Annotated in this window: 17 protein-coding genes; 4 read left to right on the top strand and 13 right to left on the bottom strand. The window is 61.3% G+C overall.

From position 1 onward, the window contains the following. Positions 1-290: 290 nt before the first annotated feature. Genes RF819_RS18235 through RF819_RS18225 form a run of 3 tightly spaced genes read right to left on the bottom strand, consistent with a single transcriptional unit; the run spans position 291 to position 2,885 of the window. The gene (locus RF819_RS18235) at positions 291-1,085 is read right to left on the bottom strand and encodes a phosphatase PAP2 family protein (protein ID WP_078366283.1); all 795 of its coding nucleotides are present in this window, start codon (positions 1,083-1,085) and stop codon (positions 291-293) included. Next, positions 1,075-1,893 carry a metallophosphoesterase family protein gene (locus tag RF819_RS18230; protein ID WP_078366282.1) on the bottom strand — a complete coding sequence of 273 codons (819 nt, stop codon included), beginning with the start codon at positions 1,891-1,893 and terminating at the stop codon, positions 1,075-1,077. The genes RF819_RS18235 and RF819_RS18230 overlap by 11 nt, the downstream gene beginning before the upstream one ends. Continuing rightward, on the bottom strand, positions 1,890-2,885 hold the full coding sequence (locus RF819_RS18225; RefSeq protein WP_078366281.1) for a diacylglycerol/lipid kinase family protein: 996 nt from the start codon (positions 2,883-2,885) through the stop codon (positions 1,890-1,892). Before RF819_RS18225 ends, RF819_RS18230 begins: the two co-directional genes overlap by 4 nt. 227 nt (positions 2,886-3,112) lie before the next feature. On the opposite strand from RF819_RS18225, the gene RF819_RS18220 reads away from it, so the two are divergent. Next, entirely contained in the window at positions 3,113-3,541 is a 429-nt protein-coding gene (locus tag RF819_RS18220) for a DUF2383 domain-containing protein (RefSeq protein ID WP_078366280.1), read from the top strand. A 170-nt stretch (positions 3,542-3,711) separates the two neighbouring features. Here the strand turns inward: RF819_RS18220 and RF819_RS18215 are convergent, their stop codons facing one another. The 6 genes from RF819_RS18215 to RF819_RS18190 all read right to left on the bottom strand — a co-directional run bounded on the left by RF819_RS18215 (position 3,712) and on the right by RF819_RS18190 (position 8,747). Then, complete coding sequence (locus RF819_RS18215) at positions 3,712-4,146, bottom strand: GNAT family N-acetyltransferase (RefSeq protein WP_078366279.1); 435 nt, start codon at positions 4,144-4,146, stop codon at positions 3,712-3,714. A 103-nt stretch (positions 4,147-4,249) separates the two neighbouring features. Continuing rightward, positions 4,250-4,639 (bottom strand): VOC family protein, encoded by a 390-nt coding sequence (locus RF819_RS18210; protein WP_078366278.1) that lies wholly within the window; start codon positions 4,637-4,639, stop codon positions 4,250-4,252. Between the two features lie 160 nt (positions 4,640-4,799). Continuing rightward, positions 4,800-5,450, bottom strand: coding sequence for a GNAT family N-acetyltransferase (locus RF819_RS18205; protein ID WP_242473332.1), 651 nt, complete (start codon positions 5,448-5,450; stop codon positions 4,800-4,802). After that, positions 5,419-5,910, bottom strand: a complete 492-nt coding sequence (locus RF819_RS18200) for a GNAT family N-acetyltransferase (RefSeq protein WP_078367046.1) — start codon at positions 5,908-5,910, stop codon at positions 5,419-5,421. Before RF819_RS18200 ends, RF819_RS18205 begins: the two co-directional genes overlap by 32 nt. A gap of 115 nt (positions 5,911-6,025) precedes the next feature. Continuing rightward, positions 6,026-7,591, bottom strand: coding sequence for a methyl-accepting chemotaxis protein (locus tag RF819_RS18195; RefSeq protein WP_078366276.1), 1,566 nt, complete (start codon positions 7,589-7,591; stop codon positions 6,026-6,028). Positions 7,592-7,688: 97 nt separating this feature from the next. Further along, positions 7,689-8,747, bottom strand: a complete 1,059-nt coding sequence (locus RF819_RS18190; protein WP_143541759.1) for an AraC family transcriptional regulator — start codon at positions 8,745-8,747, stop codon at positions 7,689-7,691. Positions 8,748-9,008: 261 nt separating this feature from the next. Between RF819_RS18190 and RF819_RS18185 the strand changes: the two genes are divergently transcribed. From RF819_RS18185 to RF819_RS18175, 3 genes are read left to right on the top strand one after another with little or no spacing between them, the layout of a single operon-like run. Further along, positions 9,009-10,115, top strand: coding sequence for an efflux RND transporter periplasmic adaptor subunit (locus RF819_RS18185; protein WP_158081312.1), 1,107 nt, complete (start codon positions 9,009-9,011; stop codon positions 10,113-10,115). A 9-nt stretch (positions 10,116-10,124) separates the two neighbouring features. Then, positions 10,125-13,178 carry an efflux RND transporter permease subunit gene (locus tag RF819_RS18180; protein ID WP_078366273.1) on the top strand — a complete coding sequence of 1,018 codons (3,054 nt, stop codon included), beginning with the start codon at positions 10,125-10,127 and terminating at the stop codon, positions 13,176-13,178. An 8-nt stretch (positions 13,179-13,186) separates the two neighbouring features. Beyond that, positions 13,187-14,668 carry a TolC family protein gene (locus tag RF819_RS18175; protein WP_078366272.1) on the top strand — a complete coding sequence of 494 codons (1,482 nt, stop codon included), beginning with the start codon at positions 13,187-13,189 and terminating at the stop codon, positions 14,666-14,668. A gap of 89 nt (positions 14,669-14,757) precedes the next feature. Here the strand turns inward: RF819_RS18175 and RF819_RS18170 are convergent, their stop codons facing one another. From RF819_RS18170 to RF819_RS18155, 4 genes are all read right to left on the bottom strand, one after another. Continuing rightward, positions 14,758-15,633 carry a DMT family transporter gene (locus RF819_RS18170; protein ID WP_200224514.1) on the bottom strand — a complete coding sequence of 292 codons (876 nt, stop codon included), beginning with the start codon at positions 15,631-15,633 and terminating at the stop codon, positions 14,758-14,760. 240 nt (positions 15,634-15,873) lie between these two features. Then, a complete protein-coding gene (locus RF819_RS18165; RefSeq protein ID WP_078366270.1) occupies positions 15,874-16,911 on the bottom strand; it encodes a sodium:calcium antiporter in 1,038 nt (345 codons plus the stop codon). Between the two features lie 163 nt (positions 16,912-17,074). Continuing rightward, positions 17,075-18,388, bottom strand: a complete 1,314-nt coding sequence (gene nhaD, locus RF819_RS18160) for a sodium:proton antiporter NhaD (RefSeq protein ID WP_078366269.1) — start codon at positions 18,386-18,388, stop codon at positions 17,075-17,077. 206 nt (positions 18,389-18,594) lie between these two features. Beyond that, positions 18,595-20,067, bottom strand: coding sequence for an N-acyl-D-amino-acid deacylase family protein (locus RF819_RS18155; RefSeq protein WP_078366268.1), 1,473 nt, complete (start codon positions 20,065-20,067; stop codon positions 18,595-18,597).

Here is a 20,067-nt window from a genome sequence, read left to right as displayed (position 1 = left end):
CGACATACGGAGCCACATGCTGAAATGGATTGCAGAATTTGCCGTTGATCAAGCTTTGACCCGTAGAAGCTTGACGGGTTGGCGCGGCGTATCAGGCTGCGTTTGAGCGGTCATTCGCTATTGACGGCTCTTGGCCCAAACCGCCTATCACGGTTTCTCGTTGACCACAGCAGCCGCTGCAAGACAAGTCCACGTTTCACCCCAAACCGTTTGCCAGAGTTCCCAATTGCCCAAGTCGTAAACACCGCAGCTGCATCCAGCTGGCCATGATGATGGGGCTCAGCGTAGCCTCAGCCCTTGGCGGCGCGACGCAGCAGCTCCACACCCATGATGCACAGCGCAAGCCATACGGTGCCCGACATCCAACCCGCGATAACGTCACTTGCAAAATGCACGCGCAAAAACAGGCGGCTGACACAGACCGAAAAAGCGATGCCTACGGCGGTCAACAGCGCTGGCAGATGCCACCTGGCTGGCAGTAACCGGAGCGCCAGATAAGCCAACATGCCATAGGCGACCACCGCGCCGGAGCTGTGTCCGCTGGGGAAGCTGAATCCTGGTGCCAGCGCCAGCCCGTCGGCATCCAGCGGCCGGGTGCGGGCAAACACCTGTTTGAGGCTGACGTTGAGCAAACTGTTGCCGCCCACCGCAGCCACCCAAGCGAGGGCCAGCCCGGGTTGCCGCCAGCTGACCAGCGCCACGGCCACACCGACCCCCAGGCCGGTGAGCACGGCCGTGTCGGCCAAGTGGGTCAGCAGGGCAAACACCGGCAGTGCCGACGGCGGCACATGGGCGAGCAATGTGTCGGTGAACAGCTGGTCGACCCGGCCCAGTTCTGGGCCCATCAGCAGTGCTCTGGCCAGCATTGTGAAAACACCCGCTCCCAGCAAGAGGGTGGTGATGCCAAGTGCCGTGAGCAGGGTCTTTTGTGCCCTTGGCCCGCCCAGCCGGGCGCCTGGCCACAGCAGCCTCCAGCCCGCCCAGGTGCTTGCCAGCAACAGCGTCAGCAGCACCAGGCTGAGCGGCAGCGCGTGTTGGCCCGCCCAGAACGCGGCTTGTGCGAGCCACTCGGTGTCAGTCCACATCGGCTGGTGTACCGGTGCGTGCCGGTTGAACGTCGGTGACGGCGGTGCGAACGAAGGCTTGGCTGGCAGCGGTGTAGTCCCAGCGTTCGATCAGGCAGCGCCCCGCAGGTGCGTCGCTGCCCCAGCGCAGCAGGTTGACAGAATTTGGCACGCCGTCGCGCACCCGTGACGACACCGCGGTGCCCGCCTGCACCGCCCACATGGGCCGCGCCAGGTCGGGCAGGGCGATCACGTACGGCAGATGGATGTGTCCCCCCAAAACCAGGTCAGCGCCAGCGGCGGCCCAGAGTTGCAGTGCGGCGGCGTGGCCCCGCAGCAGGTTTTGCACATCAACGGCGCGCAGCACAGCCACCGGGTGATGCACCACCACCACACGCAACTGCCCTGGTTCGGCACTGGCCAACCGCTTGCTCACCCGTTCTATCTGCGCGGGCGAGACCTCCCCGTTTTTGTGCCGATACCAGCGTGTTGTGTTGATACACAGCACCAGCAACTCCGGCGAGGTGTGCACCGGCTCAAGCTCGTCGCCGAAAGCCTCACAGTGACGGGCGTAGGGGTGCAGCAGACGCGAGCCCAGGTTGAACAGCGGGATATCGTGGTTGCCCGGAATGGCCAACACCGGTTTGCCAAGCCGATTGACCAAGGCGCGTGCCGCGTGGAACTCGCTAGCACGGGCACGCTGGGTGATGTCGCCCGAGAGCACCAGCACATCGGGCCGTTGTTGCTGCGACAAAGCCACCAGCGCTTCAACGACAGAGGCCTGCTCGGTGCCGAAATGGGCGTCGGAGATCTGCAGCAGAACACTCATGTGTGACCCTGTTCGGCATCAGAGACCGCCGGTTCGGCTCTCGACTTGAGCAGGTACAGCGGTTGGGGCGACACCTGGAACTGCAGCGGCATGGACATGCGGCTCACCTCGCCGTCGAACGCCACTTTCACCGTGCGGCGCCCCCATGCCCGCCTGGGTTTGACGCGCATGCGTTGGAATTTGAAACTCTCCACCGTGTCAGCCTCACCGAGCGTGCCCATGGCCCCACGCCATATCAGCCCCAGCATGGCCAGTGCACCAATGGGGCGCAGCATCACCGCCGCAATACAGCCCTCGTCCAGTGCACTTGCCTGCGACAAACCAACTTGTTCCAGCTGCAGCCGGTTGTTGCCAACAAACAGGGTGGGGGTGGTGATCTCACGCGCGTTGGCGCCGAGTTCAATGCGCAGCCGAAGTTGGCGGTGCCGACCCAACAAGGTCACCAGACCGGCGCCGAAGGCCACCAGCCGACTGCGGCCAAAGCGGGCCTTGTAAGCCTCTCGGTCCTCCAGAAGTTGGGGGTACAGGCCAACGCTGGCGTTGACCAGGAAAACCCGGTCATTGATCAAGCCCACCTGTATCGCCACGGGAGCGCCGCGCAGCAAAGCCTGCGCTGCCGCCGCAGGATCGGTGGGGATAGCGTGTGTCCTCGCGAAGTAATTGAAAGTACCTTGCGGCATCACCCCCAAAGCACAGCCCTGGGCGTGTGCGGCCTGCGCCACCGTGTTGATCGTGCCATCACCGCCCACGGCAATCACCGCCGTGCGCCGCTCGGTGGCCATCCGGGCGGCCCGCTGGGCGACACGAACTAGGTCATCGGGCGGGGCAAACAACAGCTCACCGGTTCTTCCGGCGGCCAGCAGCGCTGTCTCAATGACTTGGCGGGTGACATCCGCGTCATGGCGGCCTGAAGCGGCGTTGATGACAAACAGCAACGCCGCCGCAGGATCTATGTCGGGAACAGGCAAGGGCGGGCATTCTGGGATGGGCATGGCGCGATAGGGTCTGAGTAGGCATCGCAGTGTGCCTGATCGGCGCTGGCAAGTCGGTGGCTGCGCTGAAGCACCCCTACTGATTTTGGCAATGTATCTGGCCTGTCCAGGCCTGTGTACGTCATCGAACAGACCTCCCTGCCTGGGGCCGTGACACTGACATTTCCGCTTGTTGCACCACATGCGGCAAGACACGGAAGCAATCACTTTTACACACAGGAGCCACCATGAGCCAACGAATGACCGACGCACTGCATGATGTTCACACCGCCACCAACGACGTTTTAAAAGGTTACCGGGAGATGTCGGCGCGGGCCGAGCCCGAAATCCAGACGGTGCTCGCTCGGCTCATCGCGATGCACGAGAAGCATGCAGCCGAGCATGTGGCTGAACTCAAACTGTTGCGCGAGTCGGTCCAGGACGATTCTTCCATCCAGGGCACGGTGAATAAAGTGGTGGTGATATTGCGGGACTGGCTGACCGATCTGGACCGCGATGTGCTGCCAGCAGTGCGTGATGGTGAGGAGGCACTGCGCAACGAATACGGCAAGGCGCTCCAGAACGAACAGGTGGCCGCCAACGCCGCTGTGGCGCAAATGCTCAGGGCACAGATGGACGCCATCACCACCGAAATTGCCCGTTTGCCCAAAAACTGAAGCCTTGCCAAGCTGAATGCCCACCGGCCCAGAGCGGGCCTGGTGGCGGCGCGACTACAAGCAATTTTGGCCTCTAGCCCTTGATATAAAAGGGCTGGTAGCTATATTTATGGTAGTTTCTGTGGCTAGCCAGGGTGGCAACAGCGCTTGGGTTGACCATGCGCCAAAGATCATGTGGGCTGCGCAGTGAGCCCCTTTTTCATGAAGAAGCGCGAGAAGCCCACCGGGTAGTTGGGCAGTTCGGCAAAACAGCTGTAACCCAAACGTTCATAAAAGCCGCGCGCCTGGAACTCGAAGGTGTCGAGCCAGGCGCTGTGGCAAGCCCGCGTGATGGCCTCGGTTTCTGCAAGCTGCATGACTTGGGTGCCGACGCCCTGGCCGCGCAAGCTTTCTGGAACCACCAGCAGTTGGGTGAAAAGCCAGCCATACCCCGTGTAGCCCCACAGGCCGCCCAGGGTGGCACCCATCGGGTCTATCACCTGGATGACGAGTGGTCGGCCTTGGCTTGGGCCAGCCTGGCTGTCGTTGTAAGCACGCAGTGGCGCCAGAATGGCTTGTCGAATGTTCTCGTCTGCCACATCGGTGATGGTGAGTGTGTATGTCATGTCGTCTACCAGTGGGGGGATGGTTTGTCTGTGGCGGCCACAACCGTCCTACCGTGGCCAGCAGTCAGTTCAGTCGCTTGTTTCCACCGTGCAGCGGCTCCACTCAGGCCGTGATCTCGATGCGGTTGCCGTCTGGGTCCAGCACCACACTTTCGTAGTAGCCGTCGCCGGTTCGGCGCGGGCCATCCAGCACCGGGTAGCCATCGTTTTTCAGGCGCTGGGTCAGCGCATCCACCAGCTGCTCTGAACCGAGCGAGATAGCAAAGTGTGTCAAGCCCATGCGCTGGGCGCCTGGCTCGATGGCGACCGGATGCAGCGTGCTGGTGCTCATCACTTCGATCCGCGCACCGCTGGAGAAGCTCAAAAAGCAAGATGCAAAACCCTTGTTCGGGTTGGTGTAACCGCTGCCCGCCGTGGCGCCAAAGTAAGACACGTAAAACTGCTTGCAGCGTTCAAGGTTGTTGGTCCACAAGGCAATGTGATCGATGTGCATGATGGAATGTGCGGGAGGTGGTGGTTGGCAAAGTCTTGTGCGACGCTTGGTGAATCACAGGGATTGTCTGTGCCGTTCGATGGTTAGTGATCGTTCGTGACGTGTTGGGATGGAGAAGTCAGGCTTTTGATGCACAGAGACTTCATTGTCATCAACTCACCTACGGTGGCGAAGTTATGGTCATCGCAACGCCGGACGTCCCAAGAGGCGTGTTGCTAGATGCATTCACAGATTCGGCGCCAGTGTCTGCAATGAACGAGAAGATATGGGCAGCTGTAGCCTGGCCCTGAACCTGCAGCCTGTTGTGTGCCAGACACTCGTACACCGCACCGGCCTTGCGTGCGACGGCGATGCTCGGTTCATTGCCCTGCGCAACAACGATCTCCAGGCGAGCCAAGCCCAGAGACTCAAACGCCAGCCGCCGAAGGGCTAATGTTGCGGCGGTTGCGGCTCCTTTTCCCTGCTCGGACTGCCTGACCCAATATCCTAGGTTGCAAAACTTATCGCGTTGGGAGAACTGGTTTAAGCCGCAGCCCCCGATGAACCTGCCATCTTTGGAAAAGATGCCAAACTCATGTGCCTCACCCAGGGCTCGAGCGCGGCTGCACTCTGCGAACCAGCAACGTGCATCGTCATCGCTGAAATCAGGTTTTGCCCATGGCATCCAACGGCCCAGCGTTTCCATGGATTCGCGTACACCGGCGCTCATGCTGGAGGCGTCAGCCTCAACATAAGGGCGAAGGATGAATAAGCCTGCGGTGATCAGGCCATCCACGCCATCAGACATCACTTTTGATAAACAGTTGCTCATTCACTTCCTTGCCCCACTGATGGCCTACCTGCTCCTTGGCCAGTTCAAATCCGTACTTTTCGTAAAGATGCCGCGCCGCGTGGAGTTGGTCAAACGTCCAGAGGTACACCTTGCGGTATGACTTGCTGCGACAGAAATCCATGGCGGCGCTCAGCAGCTGCTTGCCCGCGCCTGAGCCGCGCAGCTTGTCTGAGACGATGAACCAGCGCAGATGTGCCCCTTTGTCTTCGGCGTTGGCACCGTCAATGACGATGGAGCCCAGGATCTCACCGGATGCCACGGCCAGCCACATCCCATCGCGGGTGGGATCCATATTGACGCAGAACTCGGCCAGTTCAGAGGCCACCTTGGCCTCAAACGCCACGCCAAACCCACTGTGTTCGGCATAAAACGAGGCGTGTAATTGGGCGATTCTGCCGATGGTGCCAGGCAGATAACCCGGGTAGAGGTGCATGTCCATCGATGTGTGGTCCTGCCAGGTCAATCAGGATGATGAAGAAATATACCTCTAGCCCTTATGAATAAAGGGGGTATAGCTACACATGGAATAGCGTACGGCGTCGCGATTGCTCAGCTCAGCCCATCTGGGAGTTGGCCGAGAGTTTAAAAACCGACACCACCTCCACCAGCTCCTGCGCCTGAGATTTGAGGCTGCTGGCGGCGGCAGCCATTTCTTCCACCAGTGCGGCGTTTTGCTGGGTGGCTTGGTCCATGTGGGTCACGGCTTCGCTGATTTGGGCGACGCCCTGGCTTTGTTCGGTGCTGGCGGCGCTGATCTCACCCATGATGTCGTTCACGCGCCGGATCGAGCTGACCACCTCGGCCATGGTGACACCGGCCTGGTCCACCAGCGCGGTGCCTTGCTCGACACGCTGCACACTGTCGGTGATCAGACTTTTGATTTCCTTGGCCGCATCTGCGGAACGCCCGGCCAGGCTGCGCACCTCACTGGCCACCACCGCAAAACCGCGACCCTGTTCACCAGCACGCGCGGCTTCCACCGCAGCGTTCAGGGCCAGGATATTGGTTTGGAAGGCAATGCCGTCGATCACACCGATGATGTCGGCAATCTTGCGCGAGCTGTCATTGATGCCCTTCATGGTGGCCACCACCTGGTTGACCACCTCACCGCCCTGGATCGCCACCGTGCTGGCACTTTGCGCCAGCTGGTTGGCCTGGCGGGCGTTGTCGGCGTTTTGTCGCACCGTGGCACTGAGTTCCTCCATCGATGCGGCGGTTTCTTCGAGCGCGCTGGCTTGTTGTTCGGTGCGTTCACTCAGGTTGTTGTTGCCCTGGGCAATTTCGGCGCTGGCCACCGACACACCTTGGGAGCCTTGGCGCACATGGCTCACAATGCCCGCCAACTGGTTCTTCATGGTGGACAGGGCTTGCAGCAACTGCGCTGTTTCGTCCTGGCCCACCACCTGGATGTCGGCGCTCAGGTCCCCCTCGGCCACCCGGGTGGCAACCGCCAGCGAGTTTTTCAGCGGCCCGGTGATGCCCACGGTGAGCAGCCAGGCACACAGTGCACCCAAAGCCAGGGCACTCACCGCCAGAGCCAACAGCAGGTTGCGGCTGCTGCGCTCGATGTCGGCCATCTCTTGAGCGCGGGTGTCCAGATTTTTGCGTTGCACCGCGAGAAACTCACCGACCAGCTTCATGTAACCGTCGGCGGCGGGCAGGTAATCCTTCTCAAGGATGCTGTAGGCTTCCTCGACCTGTCCGTCCGTTTTGAGTTTGGTGACCTGGTCGCGGCTGGTCAAGTAGAGTTTGCGCACCTCGGAGATTTTGGCGAACAGGGCTTTTTCTTCCGGGGAGTTGATCAGTGGCTCGATCTTCTTCAGCAGTTCACTGGTGCTTTTGGTGATTTCGGCTGCATTGGCTGCAAAAAAAGGCACCAGGCTGGCGTCGCTGCTTTTGGCCACTGCGGTGGTGCGGATCACCGCCACGTTGATGTTGCGGCTCCAGTCCGAGATGTAGCGTTCTTTGGCCAGCGGTTCCTGCATCATGTCCTGGCTGGCCTGGGCCAGGCGGTTGAGCTGAACCACACTGAAGGCGGTGATCACCACCACCAGGGCCAACACCAGGGCAAAACCCAGCGCCAGACGCACACCAATTTTCGCCGAAGACACCATGTTCATAAACCGACTCCTGAGGATGGGAAGAACAGACCAGTCGTTTGCAGTCGCCGTGGCAAGGGAGGAAACCGCGGCTATTGTGCGGGCAAACGGTTTGGCGTCAACACCTGGCGCGAAAAGCCGTTGGCAGTTCACCAGACCAGCGCTTGAAAGCGCGTCGGAAAGCACGGGCGTCCGAATAACCGACCGCCTGCGCGACCTCGGTGATGGTGCTTGACGAGTTCTGCAAAAGGTCGCGGGCACGTTCGAACAGGGCGGCGTCACGCAAGTTGCGAAAACCGACCGACTGTTTGTCCAGACGACGGCGCAAGGTGCGCTCGCTGAGGTTCATCTGGCGTGACAGGTCGCTCTGGCTTGGGCGATCTTCGATGTCAAAGCGGATGCGGTTGGACAAGGACTCCACCAGATCGTGACGCCCCAGCGGCTGCTTGAGCAAGGAGTTGAGCTGCTCGCGGATCAGGCCGCAGGTGATGCGGTCGTAGCCGGGCAGCCGAACACCCAGCCAATGCGGCGCCATGGTCATGCGGTTGTAGCCCGCGTTGAAACGCACCGGACAACGGAAAAAGCGTGCATAGAGCTCTTTGTGTTTTTGGCCATCAAAAGCCAGCTCCACACGCACCGGCTTGAACGCACTGCCAACCAGATAGCGGCTGACCGTCAGCGCAGCGGCAAAGGACTCTTCAATCAGGTAGGGTTCAATCTCAAGATCAAAGACGCGAGGCACCAGCTCCAAATACATTTCGTTCGCACGGCTCTCAAAGATGTGCCGCATCATCGCGCCAGCCTCGATCTGCCGGCTCAGTCCATAACTGATGGCTTCCCCAAAGGTCTCGCAAGTCAACATGGCCAAACCAGGCAAACCCCAGGACACCGGTGTTTGGCGGGCACCGCTGGCCAAGCCCAGCGCGGGCTCATCGAGCAGCTTTTGTGCGCGCAGGATCAGGTGACGTACCTGCAGGTGGGACAACAACATCTCCCGGTTTTGAAGGTCTTTGTAGGTAAAGCCTAGGCCACGACACAGCCGCTCCGGTGAGCGGCCTCGATCCTCGACCAGACCGAGCAGAGAGCGTGCCGAAAAGGGGACGATATTGGCCAGTGCCAGGGACGCCAGTGACACGACGGGTGGCGCCACACGTTTGCGTTCAGTGAGATGTTTCATGCTTGCCAAAGAGCTGAGATGCCGTGCTGCGATGCTGCCGGAATGGAGGAGATAAGCCATGGTATTGACTGAAATAGCCCCTCGATGATGTCGATTGCATTCCGTGTGCACCCCAAGTTAAGCAGGCTTGAGTCGAGTCGGCCGGAAGTGTGCCAGATCTGTCCGATTTTGTCCCCATGAAAGTGCAGGCTTGCACCTACAGTGCCTGGCTGACAGCTGCAGCCCATGGGCTGTAGTACTCCGATCAGACAGGACCACATTTTGAGCACACACATTTTTAACCCCCGACGGGTTGAGCGCCATGCAGCATGGGCTGCAGGTGCATTGACCTTGGCCGCAGCCTTGGCCGCCTGTTCCCCAAACGAGCCGACTGCAGGCGCCGATGTATCTCGCCCCGCGTATGTGGCGACCGTTCGCAGTGCCAGCGAGGCCTCGCAAACTTACGTGGGTGATGTGCGGGCCACCCGCCGCGCCGACCTGTCATTTGGTGTGACTGGCCTGGTGTCAGACGTGGCGGTGCAAGTGGGTGATTCGGTGCGCCAAGGGCAACTGTTGGCCAGTCTGGACAACAAGCCGCAGCAAGCGCAGTTGGCGGCGGCCAGCGCTGAGTTGCAGCGGGCTCAAGCCCTAGCGGCAGAAGCGTATCAGCGCGTCGAGCGCATGCGCCCGGCACATCAGCAAGATGCCGCCAGCTCCACAGAATGGGGGGCCGTCCAACTCGAGTTGGCCAGTGCCCAGGCGGCGGTCAAGGCAGCCCAAGCCCAGCGCGAACAAGCGGCATGGGCATTGGATAAAACCCAGCTGCGGTCCCCGATTGATGGGGTGGTTGCGCTACGAAATTTGGAGCGTGGCCAAGCCGCAGGACCGGGAGCACCGGTCATGGCGGTTGATGGCAGAGGGCGCGAGCTGGTGATCCATGTTCCTGGCAAGCTGCGTCTCAAACCTGGGCAGACGGTTCAGCTGCAGGGTCTGGCTGGCACGTTGCAAAGCCGGGTCCTGCACAGCGCCGAGCGACTGGACGCTGGTGGTGTACGTCAGGTCTGGCTGGCGGTGCCTGATGATGCGCAGGTCGGCTCTACATGGTCTGTTTCTGTGAACATCAGCGACCCGGGTAAAGCGTCGGCCGTTTTGCAGATTCCCCTGCGTGCCGTGGTGCCAGATCAGGGGGGCGACACCGGCACCGCGTTGCGGCTGGCCAAAGACGGGCAAACCCTCGAGAAGCTCAGCTTGAAACTGGGGCAGATCCAAGGTGATTGGCTGGATGTGCAGGAGTCAAACAGCCTGCGTCCGGGGGACCGCGTGGTGGTTGCGGGAGCGCTGGCCTTGCGTGCGGGCATGAAGATTCAGCCCGTGATGGCCAAGCCCTAGGAGCCGCCCATGTTCAGTCTGACTGCGGCGGCCTTGCGCCGTCCTCGCTTTACCCTGCTTGCGGCCCTGGCGCTGGTGCTCTCTGGCCTATGGCTGGCGCTGGACTTCCCGTCCACCGAAGAGCCGCAAATCACCATCCGAACTGCCACCGTCTTGAGCTTGATGCCGGGGGCGTCGGTCGAGCGCATGGAGCAGCTCATTGCCCGTCCTACAGAAGAAAGCATCCAGCATTTGTCTGAGGTCAAACGCGTCAGAACCACGGTGCGCCCTGGTCTTGCGTTCACCTATGTGGAATTGTTCCCGACGGTGCCCGGCAGAGAGATGACCTCGGTCTGGCAAAAGCTACGCTCTCGCATGAATGACCTGCGCCCGACGCTGCCCGCAGGTACCGTCGGCCCCTTGGTGGATGACGAGTACGGCAGTGTGGCTGTTTTGACCATGGGCTTGACTGGCCCGGGCTACAGCGCAGGCGAGCTGCGTGAACATGCCCGATACGTGCGCGATGCGTTGCAACGCGTCAACGGTGTGGAGCGGGTCTCGCTGCATGGTGTACGTGACGAACAGGTGCAGATTCTGCTGGACGTGCCTGCGCTGGGCGCGCGTGGCATCAGCCCAGGTGTGATTGCCCAGGCGGTGGCGCGGCGCAATGTGTTTGCACCTGCGGGCTCCATGGACGTGGCGGGGACCGACATCGCGCTCAATGTCACGGGGGATGCTTCCAACCTGGACGACCTGCGCAGCACCCCGATCCCTCTGCCTGGCGGCGGTGCCATCCCGCTCCACCAGCTCGCCAAAGTCGAGCGGGTGGCGATGGACCCGCCATTAACGGGCGCTTTCGTCAACAGCTCCCCGGCCGTGGTGATCGCCGTGTCGATGGATGCCGGGCTCAATGTCGTCAGTTTTGCCCAGACCTTGCGTGACACGATCCACAGCCTGGAGACCGGACTGCCCGCAGGCATGTCGTTTGTGCCCATCACCGATCAGGCCCACATCGTCACCCAACAACTGGACCAGGTGGGGCACGTGTTCATGGAAACCACCGTGATCGTGATGGCCGTGGTGGTGGTGTTTTTGGGCTTGCGCACCGGCCTGATCGTGGGGGCAATTGTTCCGACCACAGTGCTGGGTGTGCTGGGGCTCATGCGCCTGTTGGGCGTTGACCTGCACATCATTTCGATTGGCGCGATCATCATTGCCTTGGGGCTGTTTGTGGACAACGCCATCGTGGTGGCAGAGGACATGGAACGCCGCCTCGGATTGGGCGAATCCGCTGAATCTGCCGCTGCGGCTGCCGGGCGCAGCATGTTTGTGCCGTTGCTGGTGTCGTCGCTGGCGATCAGCCTGACCTTCATGCCGCTGGTGTTGAGCCAGACCGAGATTGGCGAATACCTGCGCAGTCTGGGCGTTGTGCTGTCGATGTCCTTGCTGTTGTCGCTGTTGTTGGCCATGACGGTCACGCCGCTGGTGTGCAAACGGTTTGCACACCAGCATGTCAAGCTCAGCCGCACTGCGCAGACGGTCGAAACCCTGACGGGTTGGTACCGTGGCCGGGTGCGTTGGGTGCTGAAACACAAGGCGATGTATGTCGGCAGCATGCTTGTGCTGCTGGGGCTGTCGCTCTGGCTCTTCAGCCACATTCCTTCCGAGCTGATGCCTGCATCCGCGCGCAAGCAGCTGCAACTGGCGATCGAGTTGTCGCCTGATGCCAGCCGCAACAAGACCCTGGAGACAGCCCAGGCGATCAGCCTGGCGCTGAGTGACAGACAAGCCTTTCCAGAGGTCATCAGCCATGCGTTGTACATGGGGGATGGCGGCCCGCGTTTTATCCTGGCGCTCAATCCACCGACGCCGGCGGCACACCGCGCTTATGCGGTGCTCACGCTGGATCCCAATGCCACCCATGCGGCGGCGATAACGCGGCTGCGAAGCGGCCTGAGTGCCCGTTTTCCCGATGTGCATTTTGAGCCCAAACGATTTTCGATGGGGTCTTCTGACGCTGGGCTGGCAGTCATGCGCCTGACCAGTGTGGACGGCACCAGCCACCGCGCTGCAGCAGACAAGCTGTTGGCTGCGCTGCAGCTCATTCCCGGCATTGAGGACGCCAAGACCGATGCTGATCACGATATTCGCCAGCTGGATGTGCATGTCGACCAGGCCAAGGCATTGGCCGCCCATGTCAGCACGGCCGACATTGCCAGCAGCTTGCAGATGCTGCTTGACGGCTCGGCGGTGGCGCAGTATCGGGACGGTGACACCGTGTTGCCGGTGCTCTTGCGCGGTCCGGGGGAGCTACGTACCCGTATCGAACAGCTGACGGCATTGCCTGTCCAGACATCCGATGGCAGTGGCCATGTGCCGCTGGGCCAAGTAGCTCAGTTGAAGCTGGTGACCCAGCCGGCCGTGGTTGAGCGCTACAACCAACAGCGCGCCGTCACCGTGAGCGCCCGACACCCGCAACTCACCGCGCAAGGCATCGTTGATCGGCTCAAGCCTGTTCTGGACGACATCCGTGCCAGTGGCCGGGTGGAGGTGGCCTTGGCCGGTGAGATTGAGGAAAACGCCGATGCCAACGCCACCATCATGGCGCTGTTGCCAGTTTGTGTGGTGGCGATGTTCTTGCTGTTCATCTTGCAGTTTGACAGCGTGCGCAAGAGCTTGATCATCATGGCCAGTATTCCCTTTGTGTGTATTGGTGCTGCGCTGGCGCTGAGCATCACGGGCATCACACTGACCTTTGTGGGAACGCTCGGTTTGCTGGCCCTGGCTGGCATCATCGTGAACAACGGGGTGTTGTTGCTTGATGCGATTGAAGAAGCCCGGCGCAGCGGCTTGCCTGGCGCACGTGCCATCGAAGAAGCCGCTGCCAAACGCCTGCGTCCGATTGTCATGACCAGCTTGGTGTGTATTTTGGGCTTGCTGCCACTGGGTTTGTTCGGTGGTGTGATCTGGACCAGCTTGGCGGTGGTGATGATGGGTGGTCTGGCGCTGGGGACGCTGATCACACTGGGCCTGATCCCCGCCCTGTATGCCATCGTTTACCGCGTGCCAGCCAACGTATCGTGAGAAAAACCATGTTGCATTACTCATACGGGTTTCATTTGCCCGCCTTCGCCGGGCTTGGCTTGACCGCTTTGTCCGTCCTGATCAGCGGTTGTGCCAGTGTGGCGCCTGCCAGCCAACTGCCTGCAGTTTCTCAACAAATCGGTGTCACCCAGCAACTGACACCAGCTGCCGCCGCTGCAGGGTTGCGACTGGGCACACCTGCGCGCAACTGGTGGCAAGACTTGGGCGACGCGCATCTGAACACGCTGATGGCGCAGGCCATGGCTCAAAACCATGAGCGCCAGGCGGCCTTGGCTGCGGTCAAGGAAGCGCGCGCTTTAGCCGGTCTGGCCGACCGGGCCAGCCTACCGCAAGGCAGTTTGAGTGCCCAGGTTCAGCGTGTGCAGCTATCCACCGCAGAGGTCGACCCCTATCTGCAGGGTTTGCCACATCCGCCCGAGCAGTCTCTGGCCACGGTGGGGCAGATGGTGTCGTGGGAAGTGGACCTGTTTGGCCGCATCGGCACCGCCACGGCGGAGGCCGAACGCCAGGCAGATGCGGCACGTGCCGAGGCCCATGCGGTCACCGCGCTGCTGCAGGCCGAAGTAGTGCGTCAGTATGTGCGCTTGCGCCTGCACCAACAGGAACTCCTGCAACTGGGCGAGGAGCAGGCGGCTTTGGAGCCGCGCCAGACACTAATGCAGGCGCGTGTGCAAGCCGGTCTGGCGGATCGACGTGAAGCCCTGGCCGTGGCGGCAGAACTGGCCCAGGTGCGGGCGCAGCAGGCCCAAGCCCAGGCCTTGGTGCATGTCAGCGTGGCCGCATTGGCCACCCTCACAGGGCGCGCACCCACCCAGACGGATGCCGCTTGGCAGACGCTGATCGCAGCGGCGGAGTTGCCCTTGGTGCCCAGTTCGACGGGCTTGTTGCAGCCCAATGACCTGTTGGCCAATCGACCCGATGTGGCCCGGGCCGATGCCTTGTTGCGCGCCAGCCTGGGGAACGTGGTGTTGGCAGAGCGCGCGCACCTGCCACGCTTGAGCCTCAGCCTGGGTGTGGGCGCCAACGCATTGGCAGGCGATTTGTCCAGTGCCAACGCATTGCGGTATGCCGCCGGGCCGGTACTGCAGTGGGACTGGCTCGACATGGGTCGTATCCAAGCCCAGGCCAACGCGGCGCAGGCAGGCAGCGAACGCGCTTGGCACGGCCTGGAGCAAACCGTGCTTAAAGCGCTGGAGGACAGTGAGTCTGCCTTGCGAGGCTGGGTCGCAGCCCAGCAGCTGCTGCAACGCGCACAACAAGCCGAGCAAGCCGCCCGCGCCACGGCCCAATACACCGGCGTGCGAGTCCGCTCCGGGCTGGAGCCCAGCACTTTGGCGCTGGACCATCAGGTGCAGCAGCTGCGTGCCCAGCGCAATAATTTGACCGCGCAGGCGACTGCGATAGAGAGTTTTGCCCAAGTACAGCTGGCACTTGGTGCCTGGCAGCCAGATGCATCGGCCATGCCATGAGCGCTTGTTGACCACGTTGGCCGTCAAAGTCGGCAGCTGTGTAGACGACCCGAGAGGGTATCTCTCTCGGGTTAAACATCTCTCGTCATTTACCGCCGCGCATAAGCGAGAAGGTGACCTCCGCCCAAGGCGATGGTCGCCCCGATACAACTGACCAGGCAACCTACAACCAGATAAAGGGTCGGTTCCGATTCACCAATGACCACCGACCCAATGCCACCCACCGCTGGAAACAGCGCCACCATGTAGCTGCTGGCGGCAGCGCCGATGCGCTCCACCAGCTTGAGGTAGAACAACCAGGCAAGGCAGGATGCCACCAACGTCAGGTAGAGCAGGGCACCCACGTAGCGTGCCGACATGTCGAATTGCCAACGCTGTCCCTGAAAGGCACACAGCACCGCCAATAACACCGTGGCCACGCAAAAGCCGATGGCGTTCGCGCGCAATGGGTGGATGCCAACGCGTGCATTGCGTGCCGAGCAGGCATCCCCGACCGAGGTCAGCAACATCCCCAACACGGCAAAACCGAGACCAGTCCATGCCGCGCCAGTCATCGTCTGCCCCAGCATGGGGTACAACACCAGGCCCACACCGCAGACACCGATCAGCCCGCCAACCAGCACCGTGGGATGCAAGTCCTGTTTCAGGAATAGCCGCAAGGCCAGCGGTGTGCCGATGGTTTTGAGCGAAAACACCAGCGTGACCAGCGCCGCCGAAATCCAGGTGGTGGCGTAGTACAGCAGCAGGTAACTCATCGACAGGTTCAGCACACCAAAAGCCGCCAGATAACTCCAGTCCTTGCGCCCGGGTTTGCCGCCCGGTTTCAGGAAAGTGACCAGTGCGATGAAAACCATCGCGGTGAAGGCCAAGCGGTACAGCAGAGACTGTTCCAGCGGGACGTTCTGGCCCTGAATCTTGATGGCAATGAAGTTCAAACCCCAAGCCAGCAAGCAAACCAGATACATCACCACATTCACAACAAACCTCTTTTCGCGCTGAACAGCTCAGCTGTGAGCCATTCATGGCGTTGGCCAAGTTTAGGTCAGGCGCGTTGGCCTGCCGTTGCCGGATTGTCCTGGCGCGGCCCGTACCGCTATTTGGTGTCGGCGACTTGGTTTTTAGCACGCCCTTTTTGCCTTGGACTTCATCAACCAGGTGCAACTTGTTGCGCGCATGCAGGTGATGTTACCTATGAGGTTGCTGGCCTACTCGCCAAACAGGAACAGCACGTAGGTGTTGAGCAAATACATACACACCAGGCCCAGGCTGATCCAGCTCATGGCGCGCAACACGCGTCCTCCGGGTTTGAAAAACAGCCCCACCAGGGCCAATCCGGTCATGGTGATGGCCGAGGCGGCGGTGACAGCATGCACGGGGGACACATTGGCAAGCAAGACACCGGGGCGGTAAAACAGATCATCCACCGCGATGATGAGCACATTAAACAAGTTGCTGCCCAGCAAGTTGCCAATCGCCATGTCCAGCGCCCCGAGGCGCAGGGCAGACAGGGTCACCGCCAGCTCCGGCAAAGAGGTGGCCAGGGCAACAAACAAGCTGCCAACAAAGGACTTGTTCCAGGCCATGACGTTGGCCAGGTCGGTGGCCACAAACGGCAACCACACCCCCGCGCCGGCCACCACGAAGGCAGCGATGGCAAAGCGTATCAAGGCCGTGCGCAGTGTTGGCAGTTGGTCGTCCAGAGTGGCCGTCTTTGGAACCGCATGGTCTCGCTCATAGGCAAACACGGTGCGCATCGCCACCAGGTACAGACCGAGCAACACCAGCGTGGTCAAACCAAAGCCCAAAGGGGTGAGAACTGAGCTGAGCACAGACGCTTGAGGTGGTGTCACCTGGCTCATCAACAGGCTGACCAGGGTAAAACCCAGCATCAGCACACCAAAGGCTGCGGCCAGCACATGACCTTGCCCGGCACGAGGCCAGAGGGGTTCTTTGCGAAACAGTGTGTCGATCACCACCAGAAACACCAGGTTGACCACACAGCTGCCCAAGGCGTCTCCCACTGCCAGGTTGGGTGCGTTGGCCACGGTCACGCTGCTGATGCCCGTCGCCAGTTCAGGCAGGGATGTGACGGTCGCCAACAAGGCCAACCCCACCCAACTGCCAGACATGCCTGTGCGTCGGGCGATGACATCACCGTAGAGCGACAGTTGGTAGCCTGCCACACCGATCAGAATGGCGCATAGCGCAAACTGAAACCAGATCACGCTCACCGGACTCATCATCACAGATTGGCCCCGTAGTCGACTGCGTCACGCCTGTTTGTGATGGATGCTCGGGATGTTGTCATGACATATGTTGGCCGTGCACCAGCTCCTTGTCTGTGCTGCAGGCCGCACACGACCCAAGCTCAGCGGGCGTGGCACCCGCCAAGCGATGCCTTTGGCCTCAATGCATCAGTTGGTACTGCAACAGATAGACCCCGGCGCCGGCCAGATAACCCACCAGAGCCAGAGCACCGATTTTCTTGAGATACCAGAAAAACTGGATCTTTTCTAGCCCCATGGCGGCGACACCAGCGGCTGAGCCAATGATCAGGATCGAGCCACCGGTGCCAGCGCAGTAGGCCAGGAACTCCCAGAAGAAGTGGTCCTGCGGGAACTGCTCCAGGCTGTACATGCCCATGGACGCGGCCACCAGCGGCACGTTGTCAACAATGGCGCTGGCCAGGCCGATGATCATCACAATGATGTCCTGGCGCCCCACGGCCTGGCCCAGCCACTGAGCCAGCGAGGTCAACACATGGGTGTGTTCCAGTGTGGCCACCGCCAGCAAAATGCCGATGAAAAACACCAGCGAGCCCATGTCGATCTTGCTCAGGGCATGGACCAGCGTGAAATGGTGTTTGGCGTCATCTTCCTTGCGGCGATGCACGATGTCACCCACCACCCACAACAGCCCCAGGCCAAACAAGATGCCCAGGAACGGTGGCAAATGGGTGAGTGTCTTGAACGCCGGTACCGCCACCAGAATACCCAGGCCCAGGAAAAACATCAGGTTGCGTTCAAACTGTGTGGTGTGTAAGCCGGCCGCCGAAGCCACCTTGGCCGGTGCGACTGCAGCGCGGCCACGCAGCACGTAAGAGACGATCGCCAGTGGCACCAGCAGGCTCACCAAGGAGGGCAGCAATACCCCCTGGATGATCGCCAGGCTGGTGATCTGCCCGCCAATCCACAGCATGGTGGTGGTCACGTCACCAATCGGTGACCAGGCGCCGCCAGAGTTGGCCGCAATCACGATGATGCCGGCGAAAAACAGGCGGTCTTCCCGTTTGGCCAGCAGCTTGCGCATCAGTGAAATCATCACGATGGTGGTGGTCAGGTTGTCAAGAATGGCGCTCAGAAAGAATGTGACAAAACCCACCAGCCACATCAAGGTGGACAGTTTGGCGGTCTTGATGCGCGAGGTGATCACTTCAAAACCGTTGTGGGCGTCCACCACCTCCACAATCGTCATCGCCCCCATCAGAAAGAACACGATCTGTGCCGTGCTCATGAGCGACTCACTGAGCTGTTCACCCACCAGATGGTGGTCACCCATCGACAGGGCATACAGCGTCCACATCAGGCCGGCGCCGACCAGGGCTGAGCCCGATTTGTTGATTTTGAGAGGGTGTTCCAGTGCAATGGCCGCGTAGGCCACCACAAAAACGGCAATCAGAGCCGGGGCCACCAGGGCGACGGTTTGGGGTACAAGAGACATGGTCGAAGTTGCTCCGCGTGGCGGCCCGACCAGCGCTAAAAACCTGCTACATCACAACACGCAATGCAAACACCCGGGGTGCATTCTATATGCACTTGATCGCACAAAAGCAAACATTTGAGAGGTGTTCTTGCTCTCACGCATACCAAGTTTGCATTGCACCTTCCCTGGCGGCGGGGCCACGACCCGTCGCCAGGAGGTTGCGCTCAACGTGCAGCGGGCTGGCTGCCGCGATGCACAAAGCGTCCAGCGCGCAGGCCGCTGGCCCGCCCGGCCTTGGTGTAGCTGGAACTACCATTTACCCAGACCTGCTCGATGCCTTCGCTGAACTGCTGGGGTTGCTCGAACGTGGCCATGTCCCGCACCTGAACCGGATCAAAGACCACCACGTCGGCATAGTGACCTGCCTGCAGCAGGCCTCGTCCGCCCAAGCGGAAACGCTGGGCCGACAGGCCGGTCATTTTGTGCACGGCCTCTTCGAGCCGCAATACACCCTTGTCACGCCAGTAGCTGGCCAGCACCCTCGGGAAGGCACCCCATAAGCGTGGGTGCGGGCGTTCGTCATGGGGTAGGCCGTCTGAACCGATCATGGACAGGGGGTGTGCAATCACACGCGCCACGTCATCTTCACGCATCTGGAAATAGCAGGCTCCGCCCGGTTTGAGTCGCAGTGCGGCCTCTTGCTGCGTCACGCACCATTGTTTTGCGATATCGGCCAGGTAACGGCCGCCCATCTCCGGGTGCGGTTGGCTGTTGGTGATCAGAATGTCGATGACACCGTCCACCAGATCCTCGCGCAGCACCGTGGAGCCCGCGGTATAGGGGTACACGTCCATGCCGATTTCCTGGTTGCGGGCCAGGCTGTCGATCAAGGGCAGGGTTTCGCGCGTTCGGCCCCAGTTGGCCGGGCCGGCGCATTTGTGGTGTGACAAGACCAAGGGCAGGCCCGACTGCCGTGCTGTGAGTGCCGCCTCCTGGAGCGCTGGCAGGATGCCCGCCAACTCGTCGCGGATGTGGGTTGCATACACGCCACCGTTGCGCGCGGCCACCGTGGCCACCGCCACCAGTTCCTCCTGGTCGGCGGCATAGGCCTCGCTGTAGAAGATGCCCGATGACAGCCCGAGTGCCCCCGCATCCATGGCTTCCTGCATGGCTGCGGCCATGGCGACCCGTTCCTCGGCCGTGGCGGCACGACTCAAGTCGGCCATGTGGCGCATGCGCAGAGCGGTATGACCGATCAGCGCGGCCACATTCACGGCAGGTCGTGCAGCGTCCACCGCTTGGGCGTAATGCGCCATGCTGGCGTGGCAGAACTGCCGATTGCCGAGCAGGGACAGCGGAGCTGCAGGCGTGTGTGTCACCACCGGCGCCAGCGAGATGCCGCAGTTGCCAACAATCACCGTGGTGATGCCTTGTGACAGCTTGGGCAACATGGCGGGGGCGTCCAGTACAGCGGCGTCGTCGTGGGTGTGGACGTCGATGAAGCCGGGTGCGATCACGCGGTCGGTGCAGTCAACCTCGGTGAGGTGGTCGATTGCAACCAGTGTTGCCGGGGTAATTTGCCCTGGCGCGGCCAGTGCCACGATGCGTTCACCGGCCATCAGCAGGTCACCGACCCAGCCTGGCCCCAGCGAGCCGTCCACAATGAGTCCGTTTTTCAGAAGTGTTGCGTGTGCCAT

The organism is Rhodoferax fermentans (assembly GCF_002017865.1).
Taxonomy (GTDB): domain Bacteria; phylum Pseudomonadota; class Gammaproteobacteria; order Burkholderiales; family Burkholderiaceae_C; genus Rhodoferax; species Rhodoferax fermentans.
This window is presented reverse-complemented; position numbering and strand designations above follow the sequence as displayed.